Origin of the sequence: Deinococcus metallilatus (assembly GCF_004758605.1) — a bacterium.
Taxonomy (GTDB): Bacteria; Deinococcota; Deinococci; order Deinococcales; family Deinococcaceae; genus Deinococcus; species Deinococcus metallilatus.
In genome coordinates this window covers 332501-349883 of the sequence record NZ_CP038511.1, presented here as the reverse complement: position 1 = coordinate 349883, position 17383 = coordinate 332501, and the positions used below count along the sequence as shown (strand labels likewise).

General features: G+C 70.9%; 16 protein-coding genes. 13 read left to right on the top strand and 3 right to left on the bottom strand.

The features are described from left to right. Positions 1 to 73: 73 nt before the first annotated feature. From E5F05_RS05535 to E5F05_RS05525, 3 genes are all read left to right on the top strand, one after another. A complete protein-coding gene (locus tag E5F05_RS05535) occupies positions 74 to 667 on the top strand; it encodes a DedA family protein (RefSeq protein ID WP_102125944.1) in 594 nt (197 codons plus the stop codon). 497 nt (positions 668 to 1164) lie between these two features. Further along, a complete protein-coding gene (locus E5F05_RS05530; RefSeq protein WP_241687042.1) occupies positions 1165 to 2559 on the top strand; it encodes a S8 family serine peptidase in 1395 nt (464 codons plus the stop codon). Positions 2560 to 2597: 38 nt separating this feature from the next. Next, complete coding sequence (locus E5F05_RS05525) at positions 2598 to 5285, top strand: tetratricopeptide repeat protein (protein WP_103128053.1); 2688 nt, start codon at positions 2598 to 2600, stop codon at positions 5283 to 5285. A gap of 291 nt (positions 5286 to 5576) precedes the next feature. On the opposite strand, the gene E5F05_RS05520 is transcribed toward E5F05_RS05525, so the two are convergent. From E5F05_RS05520 to E5F05_RS05510, 3 genes are all read right to left on the bottom strand, one after another. Next, the gene (locus E5F05_RS05520; protein WP_129117613.1) at positions 5577 to 5786 is read right to left on the bottom strand and encodes a hypothetical protein; all 210 of its coding nucleotides are present in this window, start codon (positions 5784 to 5786) and stop codon (positions 5577 to 5579) included. Between the two features lie 327 nt (positions 5787 to 6113). Then, the gene (locus E5F05_RS05515; protein WP_129117612.1) at positions 6114 to 6653 is read right to left on the bottom strand and encodes a hypothetical protein; all 540 of its coding nucleotides are present in this window, start codon (positions 6651 to 6653) and stop codon (positions 6114 to 6116) included. Positions 6654 to 6676: 23 nt separating this feature from the next. Next, the gene (locus E5F05_RS05510) at positions 6677 to 7165 is read right to left on the bottom strand and encodes a phosphatidate phosphatase App1 family protein (protein ID WP_164973359.1); all 489 of its coding nucleotides are present in this window, start codon (positions 7163 to 7165) and stop codon (positions 6677 to 6679) included. On the opposite strand from E5F05_RS05510, the gene E5F05_RS05505 reads away from it, so the two are divergent. The 10 genes from E5F05_RS05505 to E5F05_RS05460 all read left to right on the top strand — a co-directional run bounded on the left by E5F05_RS05505 (position 7134) and on the right by E5F05_RS05460 (position 17360). After that, positions 7134 to 7577, top strand: a complete 444-nt coding sequence (locus tag E5F05_RS05505) for a hypothetical protein (RefSeq protein WP_146719920.1) — start codon at positions 7134 to 7136, stop codon at positions 7575 to 7577. The two genes, E5F05_RS05510 and E5F05_RS05505, sit on opposite strands and share 32 nt — an antisense overlap. Before the next feature lie 175 nt (positions 7578 to 7752). After that, the gene (locus E5F05_RS05500; RefSeq protein ID WP_129117610.1) at positions 7753 to 9030 is read left to right on the top strand and encodes an NRAMP family divalent metal transporter; all 1278 of its coding nucleotides are present in this window, start codon (positions 7753 to 7755) and stop codon (positions 9028 to 9030) included. Between the two features lie 93 nt (positions 9031 to 9123). Beyond that, positions 9124 to 9792: a phosphatase PAP2 family protein gene (locus E5F05_RS05495; protein ID WP_102125950.1), complete on the top strand. Its 669-nt coding sequence runs from the start codon at positions 9124 to 9126 to the stop codon at positions 9790 to 9792. Then, entirely contained in the window at positions 9789 to 10319 is a 531-nt protein-coding gene (locus tag E5F05_RS05490; protein ID WP_129117609.1) for a winged helix-turn-helix domain-containing protein, read from the top strand. Before E5F05_RS05495 ends, E5F05_RS05490 begins: the two co-directional genes overlap by 4 nt. A 130-nt stretch (positions 10320 to 10449) precedes the next feature. Then, positions 10450 to 11121, top strand: a complete 672-nt coding sequence (locus E5F05_RS05485; protein WP_129117608.1) for a hypothetical protein — start codon at positions 10450 to 10452, stop codon at positions 11119 to 11121. 4 nt (positions 11122 to 11125) lie between these two features. Further along, complete coding sequence (locus E5F05_RS05480) at positions 11126 to 12112, top strand: PIG-L deacetylase family protein (protein ID WP_102125953.1); 987 nt, start codon at positions 11126 to 11128, stop codon at positions 12110 to 12112. 80 nt (positions 12113 to 12192) lie between these two features. After that, positions 12193 to 14637 carry a molybdopterin oxidoreductase family protein gene (locus tag E5F05_RS05475; RefSeq protein WP_102125954.1) on the top strand — a complete coding sequence of 815 codons (2445 nt, stop codon included), beginning with the start codon at positions 12193 to 12195 and terminating at the stop codon, positions 14635 to 14637. Between the two features lies 1 nt (position 14638). Continuing rightward, positions 14639 to 15094, top strand: coding sequence for a molybdopterin oxidoreductase (locus E5F05_RS05470; RefSeq protein ID WP_102125955.1), 456 nt, complete (start codon positions 14639 to 14641; stop codon positions 15092 to 15094). 200 nt (positions 15095 to 15294) lie between these two features. After that, positions 15295 to 16623 (top strand): family 1 glycosylhydrolase, encoded by a 1329-nt coding sequence (locus tag E5F05_RS05465; protein ID WP_201262712.1) that lies wholly within the window; start codon positions 15295 to 15297, stop codon positions 16621 to 16623. Continuing rightward, on the top strand, positions 16620 to 17360 hold the full coding sequence (locus E5F05_RS05460; RefSeq protein ID WP_102125956.1) for an SDR family NAD(P)-dependent oxidoreductase: 741 nt from the start codon (positions 16620 to 16622) through the stop codon (positions 17358 to 17360). The genes E5F05_RS05465 and E5F05_RS05460 overlap by 4 nt, the downstream gene beginning before the upstream one ends. Positions 17361 to 17383 lie beyond the last annotated feature (23 nt).

The following is a 17383-nucleotide window of genomic DNA, read 5'->3' as shown; positions in this document are numbered from 1 at the left end:
CCGGGGGGAGTGGCCTGAGCCGCTCCCCCTCTCGGTATACGCGTTCTTTACCTCGGCTCTCTAGGGTGGGGGCATGGTCGACCTTCCCCAGCTCCTGCTCAGCGTCTCCTACCTGGGCATCTTCGCCATCGTCTTCGCCGAGAGCGGGCTGCTGATCGGCTTTTTCCTGCCGGGCGACAGCCTGCTGATCACGGCGGGCATCCTCGCCCAGCAGGGCAGCCTGCACCTGGCGGGCGTGATGCTCGCGGTGGCCCTGGGCGCGGTCATCGGGGACAGCACCGGGTACTTCATCGGGCGCCGCTTCGGCCCGGCGGTGTTCAGCCGCCCGGACAGCCGCCTGTTTCGCCCCGAGTACGTGGAGCGCACCCAGGCGTTCTTCGAGCGCTACGGGGCCCTCTCGCTGATCCTGGCCCGCTTCGTGCCGGTGGTGCGCACGGTGGCGCCGACGCTCGCCGGGGTCGGCAAGATGCCCTACGCCCGGTTCCTGACCTACAACGTCGTGGGCGGGCTGCTGTGGGCGATCAGCGTGCCCCTGCTCGGCTTCTGGCTGGGCGGCCTGATCCCGCACCTCGACCGCTACATCCTGCTGGTGGTGGGCGTGGCCGTCGTCCTGAGCCTGATCCCGGTGGGGCTGGAGCTGCGCAAGCTGCGCGCGGGGCGGCGGTGAGCCCAAGTGGGGACGGTGTTGTGCGGGGTTCGGCGGCGGGAGACGCTCCCCGACGCTGACGCGACGCCCTCCCCGCATCGGGAGCGTGGTGGCCGGTGGGTAGGCCGAGGGAAGGGGGCGCCCCCGGCGTCGGGACCCCGCGCGGAGCAGGTGATCTCGTCGGGCCGAACCGAGCAGGGCTTCCCGCGTCACGGGTCCTGGACGGCGTTCTCGATCCGTGGCCGCCCGGGCCCGAACGCTGCGCGAGCCCAGGTCGAGGAGGTGCCGTCCCAGGGGGCGAACATCGGCATTCGCCGTCCTCCTCACCCCGTTGAGAGACCTTTCCCCCGAGTCACGCGGGGAGGCTGGCGGAGTCCCTCCTCCCCGCGCCACAGGTCTTCACAGGGCGAGCAGGAGGACACGAAAAGAGCTGTGTAAGAGTCCTCCTCCTACGTTGGGCGTGAAGAGTTCCCTGCCTTTCGACAGACACGGAACCCGAAAGGACACCGCAGATGCCCATGACCCGCACATCACGCCTCCCGGGGACCGTCCTCCTGGCCCTGGCGCTCGCCGCCTGCGGGCAGCAACCTGCCAGCGAGGCCGCGACGCCCGTTCCCGATCCGGCCCCCGTGACGACGGCCACGCCCATCGCCGTACCGACGGCGCGGGCGCCCTACGCCCTGATGGTCAGCGCGGACAAGTCGGACAGCGTCCAGGGCCTTGAGCGCGAGTTCGGGGGCAGGGTGGTCGCGTTCAGCGCGCAGGCAGGCTACGCCCTGCTCGCCGTCGATTCCGCGCAACTCCCCGTTGTCACTCAGGGTGCCGGGGGGAAGGCGCGGTCGCGGCGCGTCGTCGAACCCAACCAGGCCGCCTTCGATGGTGGGGGCGTGACCGCCATGCAGGGGCGGCGCACCCTGTGGGCGGGGGGCGAGTTCCGGGCCTGGACGGGTGGGCGGCGCACCCTGTGGGCCGGGGGCAGCTACGCGCCGGTGCCCGAGAACAGCGTGACCTGGGGACAGGTCCGGCTCCAGCAGGCGCAGCGGCTCGCCCCGCATCTCGGCGCGGGCGTCAAGGTCGCGGTCATCGACACGGGCCTCGACCTCACCCATCCCGCCTTCGAGGGGGCGCTCGCGCCGCAGGGCGAGTGGTGGGACTTCTACGGCAACGACGCGCTGCCGCAGGACGAGGGGGCCCTCGGCATCGGCGGGTACGGGCACGGCACGAGCGTGGCGGGCATCGTGCTGCAGGTGGCGCCGAACGCGACCATCCTGCCGTTGCGCGTCCTCGGCCCGGACGGCTCCGGCGACATCCTCGGCGTGGCCAAGGCCATCGACTGGGCCGTCAAGCACGGCGCGCGCGTGATCAACCTCAGCCTGGGCAGCGACGAGCGCTCTCAGATCGTGCAGGACGCCATCGAGCGAGCGACCAGGAGCGGCGTGTTCGTGGTCGCGTCCGCCGGGAACGAGAACACGGATCCCATCACCTATCCCGCGCGCGACGCGGCCGGCAAGGGCAACGAGCGCGAGCTCAGCGTCGGCAGCGTCGACGCGCGCGACGTCAAGTCCAGCTTCTCGAACTACGGCAGCGCCCTGGAGGTGGTCGCGCCCGGCGAGGACGTGTTCGGCCCCGCGCCGCGCGACGCGAACGGCGTGCCGCAGCTCGCGGCGTGGAGCGGCACGTCGATGGCGGCCCCCATGGCGGCGGGCGGGCTCGCGCTGGCCCTCGGGGAGTCGGACAAGAAGGTGCGTGGGGATCTCGCGCAAAAGATGAGTGCGCGCGCCCACAACGTGTACGGCCTGCCCGGCAACCGCGCGTACAGGACCAAACTCGGCGTGCAGGGTCGGCTCGACCTCGAGGCTTTTTTGCGCGACGTGTTGGGGCTGGGCGACGAGAATGACGACCATAACGAGTGAGACGAGGGCCCTGGCGGTCGGGACGGCAGGCGGGTGAGATGGACGGCGGTGTGCGCGGGGACCGGCGGGCGACGCGGCTTGAATTGAGCGGCGCAGCGGGAGGTGACGCCCAGACGGTCGTGGACGCGCTCGTCGGGGCCGCCGAACAGTTGGTCGGCGCGGACGCGCCTCGCGCGGCCGAAGTGGCGCGCGAGGCACGGTCGGCCGCGCGAGGCGCGGTGTACCCGGCGGGAGAGGTGCGCGCCCTGCTCGTCCTGGGTGCCGCGCTGGCGGAACGCGGGATGCGCGATGAAGCCCGTGACGCGTTCGGGCGCGCCCGGAACGTCGCCAGGCGGGCAGGCGACCTGCCGGGCGTCATGGAGGCGCTGGGCGCGGACGGCAAGCTGATGCTGGATTATGGGGACATCGCCGCCGCCGAGGCGCAGTTTCTCGAAGCGCTCGGCCTCGCCCGCGCGCACGGGCACCTGGCCGTGCAGGCGCGGATGCTCAACCGGCTGTCGGGCGCGCGGCACACCCGCGGCGCGTATGCCGAGGCCCTCGCGGCCCTCGAGGAGGCGCTGGCCGCGCACCGCGCGCTGGGGGACCACGCCGGAGAGTCGAGCTGCCTGTGCAACATCGGGAACCTGTACGTCAGCCTGGGCCGCTACCCGGAGGCGCTGGGGGCCCTCACCGAGGCGCACGCCCTGCTGCGCGGCCGGGGGGACGACGCCCGGACCCTCAACCGCACGGTCCTCAACCTGGGCACGCTCTACCTCGACATGGGCGATGTGGACAGGGCGGTCGAGCACTTCGGGCAGGCCCTCGCCCTGGCGAGGAGCGGCGGCGACACGCTCGTCGAGGTCGTGGCCCTGCTCAACATCGGCGCGGCGCGGCAGGAGGCGGGCCAGGACGACGAGGCGCGCGCCCAGCTGCTGGGCGCGCGGGAACGCGCGCGCGCCATCGGGTACGCGCCCGGGGAGGTGTCCGCCCTCGACGGGCTGGGTCGCCTGCACGAGCGCGCGGGAGAGCTCGGGGAGGCCGTCGCGTCTCACGCGCGGGCCCTGGAGCTGGCCCGCCGGGGCGAGGACGTGGAGGGGCAACTCGACGCCCTGCACCACCTCGGCCGCCTCGCCGCGCGCCGGGACGAGCTGCCGCTGGCCCTCGCGCGCCTGGGCGAGGCGCTGAGGCTGGCCCGCGAGGTGAAGCGCAAGAAGAGCGAGTGCGAGGTGCTGCTCGCGCTCGCGGACGTCCTCGAACGTCAGGGCGACGCGGCGCAGGCCCTCGCCCTCTACCGGGAGCACCACCGCGTCGAGCGTGAACTCTTCACGGAGGAGGGCGACCGCAAGACGCGCGAGCTGACCGCCCGCTTCGACATCGAGCGCGCCCGCCAGGAGGCGGAGGCGCAGCGCGAGCGCACCGAGATCGAGCGGCGCGCCCGCGAGGGGGCCGAGCGCACCGTGCTCGAACGCACCGCCGCCCTCGAGCGCGCGCAGCTCGAGGTGGCCGCGCGGCTGGCGACCGCCGCCGAGTACCGCGACGACGCGACCGGCGAACACACTTGGCGCGTGGGGCACGGCACCGCGCGCCTGGCCGCGCACCTCGGGCTGCCCGCCGCGCAGGTGGAACTGGCGCGGGTCGCCGCGCGCCTGCACGACGTCGGCAAGATCGGGATCCCGGACGCGATCTTGCTCAAGGCGGGGCCGCTCACGCCGGGGGAGTACGACGAGATGCGCGCGCACGCCGCGCTGGGCGCGCGCCTGCTCGCGAGCGGCGAGTCGGCGCTGCTGCAGATGGCCGAGGACATCGCGTGGTCGCACCACGAGCGCTGGGACGGGCGCGGGTACCCGCGCGGCCTCGCGGGCGAGGCCATTCCGCTGATGGGGCGCATCGTGGCGGTCGCGGACGTGTTCGATGCCCTCACGCACGCGCGGCCCTACAAGGCGGCGTGGACCCGGGAGCAGGCGCTCGCGGAACTCCACCGCGGCCGCGACACACAGTTCGACCCCCGGGTGGTGGACGCCGCCCTGTGCGTGTTCGGGGCGGCGACGTACGAGGAGGACATGCGGCGTGAGCTGCGCGCGCAGCGGGAGGCGGGCGCACAGTTCCACCTCCCGGCGCTCCAAGGCCCGGGGCAGGACGTGGCGGCGCTGCGCGCGCACTACGAGCACCTGCTGGCGGAACAGACGCGCGACCTCGAGCGGGCGCGGCGGGAGGCCGAATCGACGGCGCGGCGCCTCGAACTCGCCGCCCGCACGGACGTGCTCACGAACCTTCCCAACCGCCGGGCCTTTGAGGAGGACCTGGAGCGCGCGCTCCGGGAGGCGGCCCACGGTGACAGTGTTCTGGTGCTGTCCATGGACCTCGACGGCCTCAAGGCCGTGAACGACCACCAGGGCCACGAGCGCGGCGACGACCTGCTGCGCGCCTTCGCGCGGACCCTGCAGGCGGCGCTTGGGGACCGCGGCGAGGTGTACCGCATCGGGGGCGACGAGTACGCGGCGATCCTGTCAGGCGCGGCGGACACGGGCGTGGCGATCCTGGAGGACATCGAAGCGGTGGCGGCCCGCGTGCGCGAGCAGGGTTTTCCAACGTCGGGTGTCAGCGCGGGCATCGCCGCTTTTCCGCGCGAAGCGGTGACGGCGGGCGAGCTGCTGCGCCTCAGCGACCAGCGCATGTACCGCGCCAAGGGAGGTCGCCGGGGGCAGCCCAACCTCCGGGCCCCGGCGTCGGCCCCTGAGCTGACATAGGGCATAGGGCCGCCTCACTCGGCCCGGCGCCAGGGGAGTATGTCCAGGAGGAACGACGAGCCGGGCCGCGGAGAGCGCCACCTGTCACCCTCCCAGAGCTGTCCAGCCTGCGCACCCCCATTCCGCTGACCTGACCCGGGAGGTGGCCCCTGGTGGCCCCGCGGAGGTTTCTCGTGCCGGGCCTGATGTCGGCGCCAGTGAGCTGTACACCGACCAGCACCAGGTTCACGGGCCAGGGTCCATAACGCTGGGGGAACCCCTGCACCTGCCTGTCGCCTCCGCCCCGACGCTCTACTTGCCGAGCTTCCTGACCGCCTCCTCCGCCTCCTTGAGGCTGCCGAACTCGCCCGCGAGGTAGGCCCACTCCGCGCCACCTTCTGGTTTGGAAAGCTGGGCGTTCAGCTTCCAGAACTTGGGGTCGGTGTGCTTCTCCAGGTGAATCCGGTGGCTGGCCGCAGCTTTCACGTAACTGCCGTTCTCCAGTTTGATGAACTTCGCCATGCCCCAGCTTAAGCGGCTTCCCCCGTGACGTTAGGAGGTGAACAGGCTGAGCCCCAGCGAACAGCAGAGATGCGAAACCACTTCCTCCGCCTCCGGGAGCCAGGAGAAAACACCCTCTCCCGAACAGCGAGGGGGTGACACCCGCCGGGCATTGACCCTGTGCCCGGTTTTGGCTATGATGGCGCTGTCAGGGTATGCGCTGAACACGGGATGACCGTGTGCTCTGGCACCGCCCGAGAGGGTCCCTACCCGAGAGTGGGATAACCAAGAGGATCAGTTCTAGTTCAACTTCAAAAGCGACGGCACACCCCAGGTGTGCCGTCGCTTTTACCTTTGCACCTTGACCGGCCTGTTCATCTGGGTGTTGTAGAGCAGGAACTCGAACTTGACCGGCTTCGTCTTGGGCCGGTTTTCCAGCTTGTCGGCGTCCCGCGGAAAAGCACTCTCCACGATCAGCCTGAGCTGCCTGCTGCCCTGCTCCTTGTAGGGTTTGAAGTACACCTCGTACTCCACCTGCTCACCCTCCCGCGACGTCACCTCGATGGTGAAGGAGTTGCCGTGTCCGGTGTGAAAGCATTTCCTGCCCATCAGGTCCCGGACCAGGGCGGGCAGTTGCCGCGACAGCTCGTAGCGCAGGGCGTCGAAGCTGCGGTAGTCGCGGTTGGTGACGTGCCGGTATTCGAGCGCGGGGTCGTCTCCAGGCTTTTTCTTCTCCGTGAAGCAGTGGTGGCCGAAATGCACGAACACCCGGTACGTGACGGCGGGTTTGCCGTCCTGAGCGGGCTTGAGGTACTCGCAGGTGAAGCCGTCGAGGTGGCTGAGGTCATAGACCTGCTCCTGGTAGAGAAAGGGCGGCCATTTCGTCATTCCGGGGCAGGAGAGTGTGCCTCTCAGGGGGCAGCGGGCAGGAATCCGAAGGGAGCGCCCAGCGGCGTGAGCCGCCGCCCAACCTCCTGGCGACGCGCCGGGGTGCCGACGTCCCGGATCAGGAGGCGTTCGACCCAGCCCGGATGCTCCTGGACGAACTGGGCGTAGGTCTCCGGGTCGCGCTCCCCGCTGTCCCCGATCAACGTGAACCGGGCGGTGGTGGTCCGCGCCAGAGTGTCGAGGACGCGGCTCTTGTGCTCTGCGGCGCCCTCGCGGAAGAACAGCGGCCCCTCGGGAAGCCCGTGGACGCGCAGCAGGGTCCGCGGGGAGACCGTCAGCCCGTCGGGACTGTTGCTGAGGGAGATGACCGGCCCGCGCGCCGCCTGCCCGCGCAGGAGGGCAGGGACGTCCGGGAAGAGGGGCCGGGTCGTGCCGTTGGCCATCAGGACGTTTTGCACTGCCCGGCCCTGGACGACGCCCGTGACGATCACCGTGTCGACGAGGTCGGTCACCGTGAGGTGCGCCGCGCCCGGGAAGGCGGGCGCGGGAACCTTGCACGGGCGCGGCCCCCTGGATACGGACGGTGGTCGCCCCCATCGTCCCGGCGGGCAACGGGCAGGTGGCGTACCCCAGCAGGTCCGTGACCACCCGCACCGCCGGACCCCGTTCGGGCGGACAGGTCACCGGGACGCCCGGGGGCGAGTCCGGCAGCAGGCGGGCGAGGGTGCGCAGCACGTTGAGCGCCACGGGTTTGCCCGGCGTGTCGGCACGCCCGGCAAACCCGTCGTCCTCGCTGACCCGGACGCGGAGCTGCGCGGGGTCGGGGAAGTCCAGGACCGTGAGGTGCGCCGCCTGGGCGGAACACAGGAGCAGGGCGGCCAGCAGGGGCCGGAACGTGAGGTGGTCGGGCACGGCTCGTCGTGAGCGGAGCAGGCCCGGGAAAGCGGGGCGCGTCGACCCGGGGGCCAGGGGTGGCGAAGAGGGCCGGGTCTCGACCGGGGCGGCAGAAGCACCCGCCGGTATACCGCCCCTTTACCCGGCGGCCCTAGGGTCGCGGCATGGACTGCCCAGCCACCTCGCTGCCCCAGGGGAAGCTCCCGTGAACCGGACCGCACCCCGCCCCCGGACGGTTTCCTGGCGGCGCCTGCTCGGGCCCGGCCTGATCACCGGGGCGTCGGACGACGATCCCAGCGGCATCGCCACCTACTCGCAGGTCGGGGCGCAGTTCGGCTTCGGCCTGCTGTGGACGATGCTGTTCACCTTCCCCCTGATGGCCGCCACCCAGGAGATCAGCGCGCGCATCGGGCGGGTCACCGGGCGGGGGCTGGCGAGCAACCTGCGCGAGTTCGCCCCGGCTCCGCTGCTGTACGGGGTCACGGCCCTGCTGGTGGGGGCGAACGTCATCAACCTGGGGGCCGACCTGGGCGCGATGGGAGCGGCCCTGCACCTCCTGATCGGCGGGCACGCGCACCTCTACACCGCGCTCCTCGCGCTGCTGTCGGTCGCGCTGCTGGTGTTCGTGCCGTACTCCCGGTACGTGCGGGGGCTGCGGTGGCTCACCCTGGCCCTGTTCACCTACGTCGCCACGGTGTTCGTGGTGCGGGTGCCGTGGAGTGAGGCGCTGCGGGCCACCCTCCTGCCCCACCTGAGCTGGAACGCGGCCAGCCTCCAGGCCCTGGTCGCGGTGCTCGGCACCACCATCAGCCCGTACCTCTTCTTCTGGCAGGCCTCGCAGGAGGTCGAGGACTCACGGGCCGAGCCCGGGGAGACGCGGCTGCGCCACCGCCCCGACCTCGCCCCCGCGCAGTTCCGGCGCATCCGGCTCGACACCCTGGTCGGCATGGGCTTCTCGAACCTGGTGGCCTACTTCATCATCCTGACGGCCGCCGTGACGCTCCACGCCTCGGGGCAGACCCACATCGCGACGGCGGCGCAGGCGGCACAGGCCCTGCGGCCCGTGGCGGGCCGCCTCGCCTTCGCCCTCTTCGCGCTCGGGATCGTCGGGACGGGCCTGCTCGCGGTGCCGGTGCTCACGGGCTCGGCCGCCTTCGCGGTGGGCGAGGCGCTGCGCTGGCCCGTCGGCCTGGCCCGGAGGCCCCTGGAGGCCCGGGGCTTCTACCTCGTCCTGGGCGCCTCGGCCCTGCTCGGGGTGGGGCTGAACTTCACGCCGGTCGACCCCATCCGCGCGCTGGTTCTCGCGGCGGTCGTCAACGGGGTGGCGAGCGCCCCGGTGATGGCGGCGATGCTGCTGCTGGCATCGAGCCGCCGGGTGATGGGCGAGTTCGTCCTGCCGCACGGCCTGAAGGTCCTCGGCTGGATCGCCGCCCTGGTGATGCTCACGGCGAGCGTCCTGATGCTGGCGACCCTGGGCCGGTGACGCGGGGAGGACCGGTCGCCCGTGCACCCGCCCCAGTTCCCCCGTATACCGCCGCTATACCGTTCCTATACCGCCCCGCTCCATGCTGCCGCCATGACGGATTCCCTGACTGACCTGGTGAGGCGCGCGCAGCCGGCCACCCTGCTGCGCCTGTTTCTCGGCATCCTGCTGCCCCTCATCGTGCTGGGCTTGATCGGCGAGGACGTGCTCGAAAAGGAGCGTTTCGCCTTCGAGACGCCCGCCATGCTCTGGCTGCACGGGCACGCGGGCGGGGCGCTGACCGCCTTCAGCGTCTTCATGAACTACTTCGGGGGCCCGGTCGTGATGGGCGTGGTGATCGTGCTGCTCCCCACCATCTTCTGGTTCACCCGCCACCGGCCCCAGGCGCTGTTCGCCCTGCTGGCCCTGGGCGGCGCGGCGGGCGTGCAGGCCATCATGAAGCGCATCTTCCAGCGGCCCCGCCCCGAGCTGTGGCCGCGCCTGGTGGCGGAGACGGGCGCCTCGTTCCCGAGCGGGCACAGCACCGTCGCGGCGGCGCTCGCCGTCCTGGTGGTGCTCCTGCTGTGGCACACCCGCCTGCGCTGGCCGGCCCTGGTGCTTGGCGCGGGCTACTACGCCCTGATGGCCCTCTCGCGGGTCGTGCTGGGCGTGCACTACCCCACCGACGTGCTGGCCGGCGGCCTGACCTCGCTGGTGTGGGTTCTGGGCACGTACCAGATTCTGCGCGGGCGGCTCCTGCCGCGGAATGCGGGGCGAGCATGAAGCCTCCGGAGATCGAGGACGAGGCCCGGATCGGCGGCGCGTTCCCGGACAGGTCGGCCACCGGCCACGGGCTGGACCTGTGGCCGCAGGGGGGCCACACGCCCTCCTTCCCGGCACGCGACACGGCTGAGCCCTGGAACGGCGCCCCGGCCATGGGGGGACGTTCCAGTCCGGTCCAGTCTTCCGTCTTCCAGGAACGGCCCTCCCCGCCGCCCCCGGCGGACCGGCGGTCGCAGACGTGGCGGCTGCCGGGTGGGTTCGTGCTTGACCCAGGGAGCAGAGCGCTGTCCCGTGACGGCGTCCGGGCGGCGCTGACCCGCCGGGAATTCGCCCTGCTCGAACTGCTGGCGATTCAACCCGGTCGCGTCTTCACGCGGGCCGAGATCATCACGGGTGTCTGGCCCGGGAAGGCCCGGGTTCAGCCCAGGGTGATCGACGTGCACGTCCGCGCCATCCGCCGCAAGACCGGGCCGCAGGTCATCGAGACGTCCCGCTGCGCCGGGTACCGGCTGGGAGCGGCCACGTGAGGTTCGGGCGGTCGCGTCCGGGAGCCTGGGGCCGACTCCGGCGGGTGCGCGAACGGACTGGGGCCGCCCGGGGTGCCGGGCGGGCAGCGGGGGCCTTCACAGTTCGCCGGGGCTGGCCTGTGGAGCGCGCGTGACCGCCACGCCTGCCCCCGAGTCGCTGTGGCCGGCCCGGGTCGCCATCCTGACCGTCCTGGGGCTGAACCTGCTGCTGGGCGAACACCTCACGCCCGGCCCGAACTGGCTGCTCCCGGCGGTCGAGACCATGTTGTTGCTGCCGCTGAGCGTGCTGCGGGGCCGCCAGCGCCGCCACCTGCGGCTACACGGACAGGCGAACCTGGCGCTGAGCCGGGTGACCCACCCGCTCGCGCTGGGGCTGACGGGGCTGTTGCACCTCGCCAACCTCACGTCGCTGGGCCTGCTGGTGGGGGACCTGCTCGGGGGCAGCGGCGCGACGGGCCGGGCACTGCTGGCGGACGCGCTGAATCTCTGGGTCACGAACGTGCTCGTCTTCTCGCTGTGGTACTGGGAACTCGACCGGGGCGGCGCCCTGCGCAGAACCCGCCCGGGGACCTTCCCGGACTTCCTCTTTCCCCAGGCGGGGGCGGCGGGCCTGGCCCCCGAGGGGTGGCGGCCCGAGTACGTCGACTACCTGTTCGTGGCGTTCACGAACGCCGCCGCCTTCAGCCCGACCGACACCCTCCCGCTCACCCGGCGCGCCAAGCTGCTGATGACGTTCCAGGCCGTCACGTCGATGCTGACCGTGGTCCTGGTCGCCAGCCGCGCCGTGAACATCCTGAGGTGACCCCATGCGCAGACGGCACGTCCTGATCACCACGGCAGTTCTCGGCGCGGCTGGCCTCGCGGCCTGGATCAACCTGCCCGCCGTGGGGCGGGTGTTCGACGCGGGGGCGGACCGGGTCGCGGCCCTGCCGCCCACGGCCCCCTTCCGCCCCGGCCAGCGGGTGCTGGTCCTCGCGCCGCACCCGGACGACGAGACGCTGTGCTGCGCGGGGCTGATCCAGCAGGCCCAGGCGGCCGGGGCGCGGGTGTTCGTGGCCTGGGCGACCGCCGGGGACGGCTTCGAGTTCGACGCGGTGCTGACCCGGCGGGTGCTGGACCCCGGCCCTGCGGACATGCGCGCCCTGGGGGACACCCGGGCGGCCGAGGCGCGGCGGGCCGTGGCGCTGCTGGGCGTGCCCCCGGAACGGACCTTCATGCTCGGGTACCCGGACGGCGGGCTCTTCCGGCTCTTCACCACCCAGTACGCGGAGCCCTACACCGCGCCACACACCGCGTCGGGCGCCGTGTACGTGCGGGGCGCCCTGACACCCGGCGCGCCGTACACCGGGCGGGCGCTGGAGGCCGATCTGTCGCGGGTGCTGGGCCGGGTCCGGCCGGACCTGGTGCTCGCCCCCGCCCCGCAGGACTTCCACGCCGACCACCGCACCCTCTCCTACCTCGCCATGCGGCTCATGAGCGCGCGGGGCCAGGAGGCGAGGGTGCGCTACTGGGTGGTGCACGGCGGCCTGGAGTGGCCGCTGCCCAAGGGCCTGCACGCGGGGCTGCCGCTGACCCTGCCGCCCCTGGCGAAGACCTTGCCGTGGGCCCGGGCGGACCTGACCCCCGCCCAGGTCGCGCGCAAGCGGGCGGCGGTGGACGCCTACCGCACCCAGACACGGGTGATGGGGCGTTTCATGCACGCCTTCGTGCGGCAGAACGAACTGCTCAGCGCGGAGCCCCTGCCGGAGGAGAGGGGGGCAGATGGTCTGAAGGTGAGTCCGACTTCAAGGTAGGGAAAGCGCAGAGCAGAGACAGCCGACTTTTCTCCCCGGCATGCGGGAACAAGCCAATCAAGAGGGCAGGAGGCGTGGCGATGACCAGTGAAACGCGGGACAGCATCAACGACATCTGGGGGGAACGCACCCCGCACGGGGCCGGGCAGGCGTGGCCTGCGCGGGTGGACGAGCGGGTCTCGGAAACGCCCGAGCGCTGGGTCCGGGGGGCGTGCGTGCTGTGCTCCAACGGCTGCGGCCTCGACATCGGCGTGAAGGACGGCCGGATCGTGGGCGTCCGCGGCCTCGCTTCTGACATGACCAACAAGGGGCGCCTGGGGCCCAAGGGCCTGCACGGCTGGGAGGCGAACAACAGCGGGGACCGGCTGGTCAGGCCCCTGGTCCGCAGGGATGGGCAGTTGCGGGAGGCGAGCTGGGACGAGGCGATGAGCCTCATCGTGCGGAAGTCGCAGGAGCTCGTCGAGGAACACACGAGTGGCGCCGTCGGCTTCTACACCTCCGGGCAGCTCTTCCTGGAGGAGTACTACACCCTGGCCGTGATCGGCAAGGCCGGCCTGGGCACCCCCCACATGGACGGCAACACCCGGCTGTGTACCGCGACCGCCGCCGCCGCCCTCAAGGAGTCGTTCGGGTCGGACGGCCAGCCGGGCTCGTACGAGGACCTCGACGTGACGGACTGCGTGATGCACGTCGGGCACAACGTCGCCTCGCAGCAGACGGTCCTGTGGACGCGCATCCTCGACCGTCTCGCCGGGCCGAATCCGCCGAAAATCATCGTCATTGACCCCCGCAGGACCTTCACGGCGGAGCAAGCGACCGTGCATCTCGCGCCGAAGGTCGGCACGAACGTCGCCGTGCTCAACGGGCTGCTGCACCTGATCATCCAGGCGGGCAAGACCGACCCGGCCTTTCTGCAAGCACACACGGTCGGGTACGAGAACCTGAACAGGGTCGTCGAGAAGTACACGCCGGAGTACGTCGAGGAACTGTCGGGTGTGCCTGCCGCCGACCTGCGCGCCGCCGGGGAGATTCTGGCGAACACGAAAACGCTCGTCTCCACCGTCCTCCAGGGCGTGTACCAGTCCATGCAGGCGACCGCCGCCGCCGTGCAGGTGAACAACATCCACCTGATCCGGGGCCTGATCGGCAAGCCCGGCAGCGGCATCCTCCAGATGAATGGGCAACCCACCGCGCAAAACACGCGGGAGACCGGCGCGGACGGCGACCTGCCGGGCTTCCGCAACTGGGGCAACCCTGAGCACATTGGGCAACTGGCGAAGCTCTGGAACGTCCCCTTCAACAAGATTCCGCACTGGAGTCCCCCGACCCACGCCATGCAGATCTGGCGCTACTGCGAGCAGGGCTCGATCAAGATGCTGTGGATCAGCGCGACGAACCCGGCCGTGTCCCTGCCGGACCTCGGGCGCATCCGCCGCATCCTCCAGAAAGAAGACCTGTTCGTGATCGTGCAGGACGCCTTTCTCACCGAGACCGCCCGGTACGCCGATGTGGTGTTGCCGGCCGCTATCTGGGGCGAGAAGACCGGCACCTTCACCAACGTCAGCCGTACGGTCCACATCTCGTGCAAGGCGGTCGAGCCGCCCGGCGAGGCCAGGAGCGACCTCGACATCTTCCTCGACTACGCGCGGCGCATGGACTTCCGAGATCAGGACGGGCAGCCCCTGGTCAAGTGGCACGACCCCGAGAGCGCCTTCGAGGCCTGGAAGGAATGCACCCGCGGGCGGCCCTGCGACTACACCGGCCTCACCTACGAAAAGCTTTTGGCGGGCAGCGGCATTCCCTGGCCGGTCAACGAGGGGCACCCGGACGGCACTGTGCGGCTGTACACCGACTTCGTGTTTCCCACCCATGCGGACGACGCCGAAACCTATGGGCAGGACTTCGACACGGGCGCGAGCGTCACCCCCGAGGAATACAAGGCGAACGATCCTCAGGGCCGGGCGCTGATCAAGGCGACCGACTACCGTGAGCCGCACGAGGTGCCCGACGAGGACTATCCGCTGTGGCTCACGACCGGGCGGCAGGTGTACCACTTCCACACGAGGACGAAGACCGGGCGGTCCAGCGCCTTGAATGCTGCGGCTCCCGACGCCTTCGTGCAGCTTTCCCCCGAGGACGCCGCGAGGTACGGCATCAAGGAAGGCGACTGGGTGCTGGTGGAGTCCCGGCGGGGCCTGGTGATCGAGCGCGCCCGACTCGGCAACACCGAACCCGGTCTGGTGTTCATTCCCTGGCACTACGGCTCCTGGGACGACCCCAGCCGCCCGCGCGCCGCCAACGAACTGACCCTCACGGAGTGGGACCCGGTGAGCAAGCAGCCGCACTTCAAGTACGCCGCCGTGCGGATCAGCCGGTACGCCGCAGACGCGCTCCCGACCCCCGGACTGTTGGGGCGCGCGGTGGAGGTGGCGCGGCACCTGGTCTCGGGGGAGAAGGAGCGCACCTCTTTCGCCTCCGAGTCCGGGGTCCCGCAGCCCAAGACCACGCAAAGGGTGGATGGTTGACATGCACGTCGGAAACTACCTGGGCCTGGTCCACGGGAGCGAGCAGCACCTGGTGGACGCTCTGAAAAAAGTCGCCGAACACCACGGGGACGAGCCGGACATTGAGGAGACGTGCCGGCTCCTCGCCTCGTGGTCCGAAAAGCATCTCGAACACCTGGGACTCCTGGTGCAGAAGTACGGGGAGAGCAAGAACCTTGAACCCGCCAACATGGAAAAGGCGCTGTTCCACGGGCCACAGAAGGGCAGCCTGGCGCTGCTGCGCGACCTGCACGATCTGTGGCTGCTGGCGAACGAGGTGCAGCTCTGCTGGACCGTGCTGGAACAGGCCGCCCAGGCGCTGCGCGACGATGAACTGGAGCGGGTCTGCCAGGAGTGCGGCCGGGAAACCAAGCGCCAGATCGCCTTCTTTCTGACGCGCATCAAGCAGGCCGCGCCGCAAGCCCTGGTGGTCGCCTGACCATGCCAGACCCGAATTCAGGAGGGCGAAGACTCTTCAGCCGAGGGTCCATCCCGGATGAGGCAGCGCTGGTCGTGGAAGAAAGAACCCGCCCAGATCGAGGAACGTTCCGTCACCGTGATGGCCGGGGTGCTGCTGATCGCGCTCCTCGGGGAAGTTCTGCGGCGTCTTCTCCTCAGACAGCAGGTGGGAGGTCCACCTTGATCTATTTCATGTTCGCGACCGGTATCGAGAACTCGTACCCCACCATCCAGGGCGGCCGGGTCCGGATGGACGAGATGGAGAAGTGCCGCCACTACGAGTTCTGGAAGAAGGACTTCGACCTCGTGCGCGAACTCGGGATCGAGTACCTGCGCTACGGCCCGCCGCTGCACCGGACCTGGCTGGGCCCCGACCGCTACGACTGGAGCTTCGCGGACGAGACCTACGCCGAGCTGCGGCGCCGGGACATCGTTCCCATCACCGACCTGTGCCACTTCGGGGTGCCCGACTGGATCGGGAACTTCCAGAACCCGGACTTCCCGGGGCAGTTCGCCCGCTACGCCCGCGCCTTCGCCCTGCGTTATCCCTGGGTGCAGCTCTACACCCCGGTGAACGAGATGTACATCTGCGCCCTCTTCTCGGCCAAGTACGGCTGGTGGAACGAGCAGATGACCACGGACACGGCCTTCGTGACGGCCCTGAAGCACATCGTGAGGGCGAACGTACTCGCCATGCAGGCCATCCTGGAGGTGCGCGCGGACGCCATCTTCATCCAGAGCGAGTCCACGGAATACTTCCACGCCGAGAACCCGTCCGCCATCCGCCCCGCCGAGATCATGAACGAGGTCCGCTTCCTGTCGCTCGATCTCAACTACGGTCACCGGGTCGGCTCGGAGATGTACGAGTACCTCATGGATCACGGCATGACGCGGGGGGAGTACCACTTCTTCCTGAACGAGACCCGCAAGCACCACTGCATCATGGGCAACGACTACTACGTGACGAACGAGCATCTGGTACATCCGGACGGAAGGACCGAGTGGGCGGGCGAGGTCTACGGCTACTCGGTGATCACCAACCAGTACTACGCCCGCTACGGCCTGCCGGTGATGCACACCGAGACGAACCTGGGCCAGGGGCCGAACGGCGACGAGGCCGTGAAATGGCTGCGCAAGGAGTGGGCGAACGTGCTGCGGGTGCGCAACGACGGGCTGCCCATCGTGGGCTTCACCTGGTACTCGCTGACCGACCAGGTGGACTGGGACACGGCGCTGCGCGAGAACAACGGGCGGGTCAATCCCCTCGGGCTCTACGACCTGGACCGCAACATCCGCCCGGTGGGGCAGGCGTACCGGGACCTGATCGCCCAGTGGCGCGACGTGCTCCCCACCCAGAGCGTCGTCCTCGCCCTGCCGATCTTCCCGCCCAGCCAGCAGCAGGAACCCGTGCTGCGCCGGGTGGAGAGCGGCGCCCGGGAGCGCGAGCGCCGTTCCCGCGCGGCGTCGGCCAAACTGATCGACCCCAACCTCGAAGGAGACGGAACATGAGCCGGTTCGAGAACAAGACCGTGATCGTCACGGGCGCCGCCAGCGGCATCGGCCTGGCCACCGCCACCCGCTTCGGGCAGGAGGGGGCGCGTGTCGTGATCGCCGACCTGCACGGCGACCAGGCGCAGAAGGCCGCCGAGGAGGTCAGGGCGACGGGGGCACTGGACGCCCTGGGGGTGGCCTGTGACGTTTCGAAGGCCGACCAGGTGCAGGGCTGCGTGGGGCAGGCGCTGGGGAGGTTCGGCACCCTCGACGTGATCGTGAACAACGCGGGCCTGATGACCTTCAAGCCGCTCACCGACCTGACCGTGGAGGACTGGACGCGAGTGCTGGCGGTCGATCTGCTGGGTGCGTTCCTGTTCATCCAGCAGGGGTTCCTGCACATGAGGCCGGGGGGCGCCGTCGTGAACGTCTCCAGCATCCACGCCCGTGAGACCGAGCCGCTGGTCGCGCCATACGCGGCGGCGAAAGCGGCCCTGCTGTCCCTGACGCGTTCGGCGGCCATCGAGGGTAAGCCGCGCGGCATCCGGGTGAACGCCGTGCTCCCGGGCGCGGTGGACACCCCGATGCTGTGGGACAACCCCAACGTGAAAAGTGGCGTGGAGAAGATCAACCCCGCCGACGTCGGCAAACCTCAGGACCTCGCGGCGGCCATCGCCTTCCTGGCCTCCGAGGACGCGGCCTTCATCCAGGGCACCGGGCTCGTCGTGGACGGCGGGCGGCTCGACCACCTCTGAGGGAGGACGGCGGGGCTGGAAGG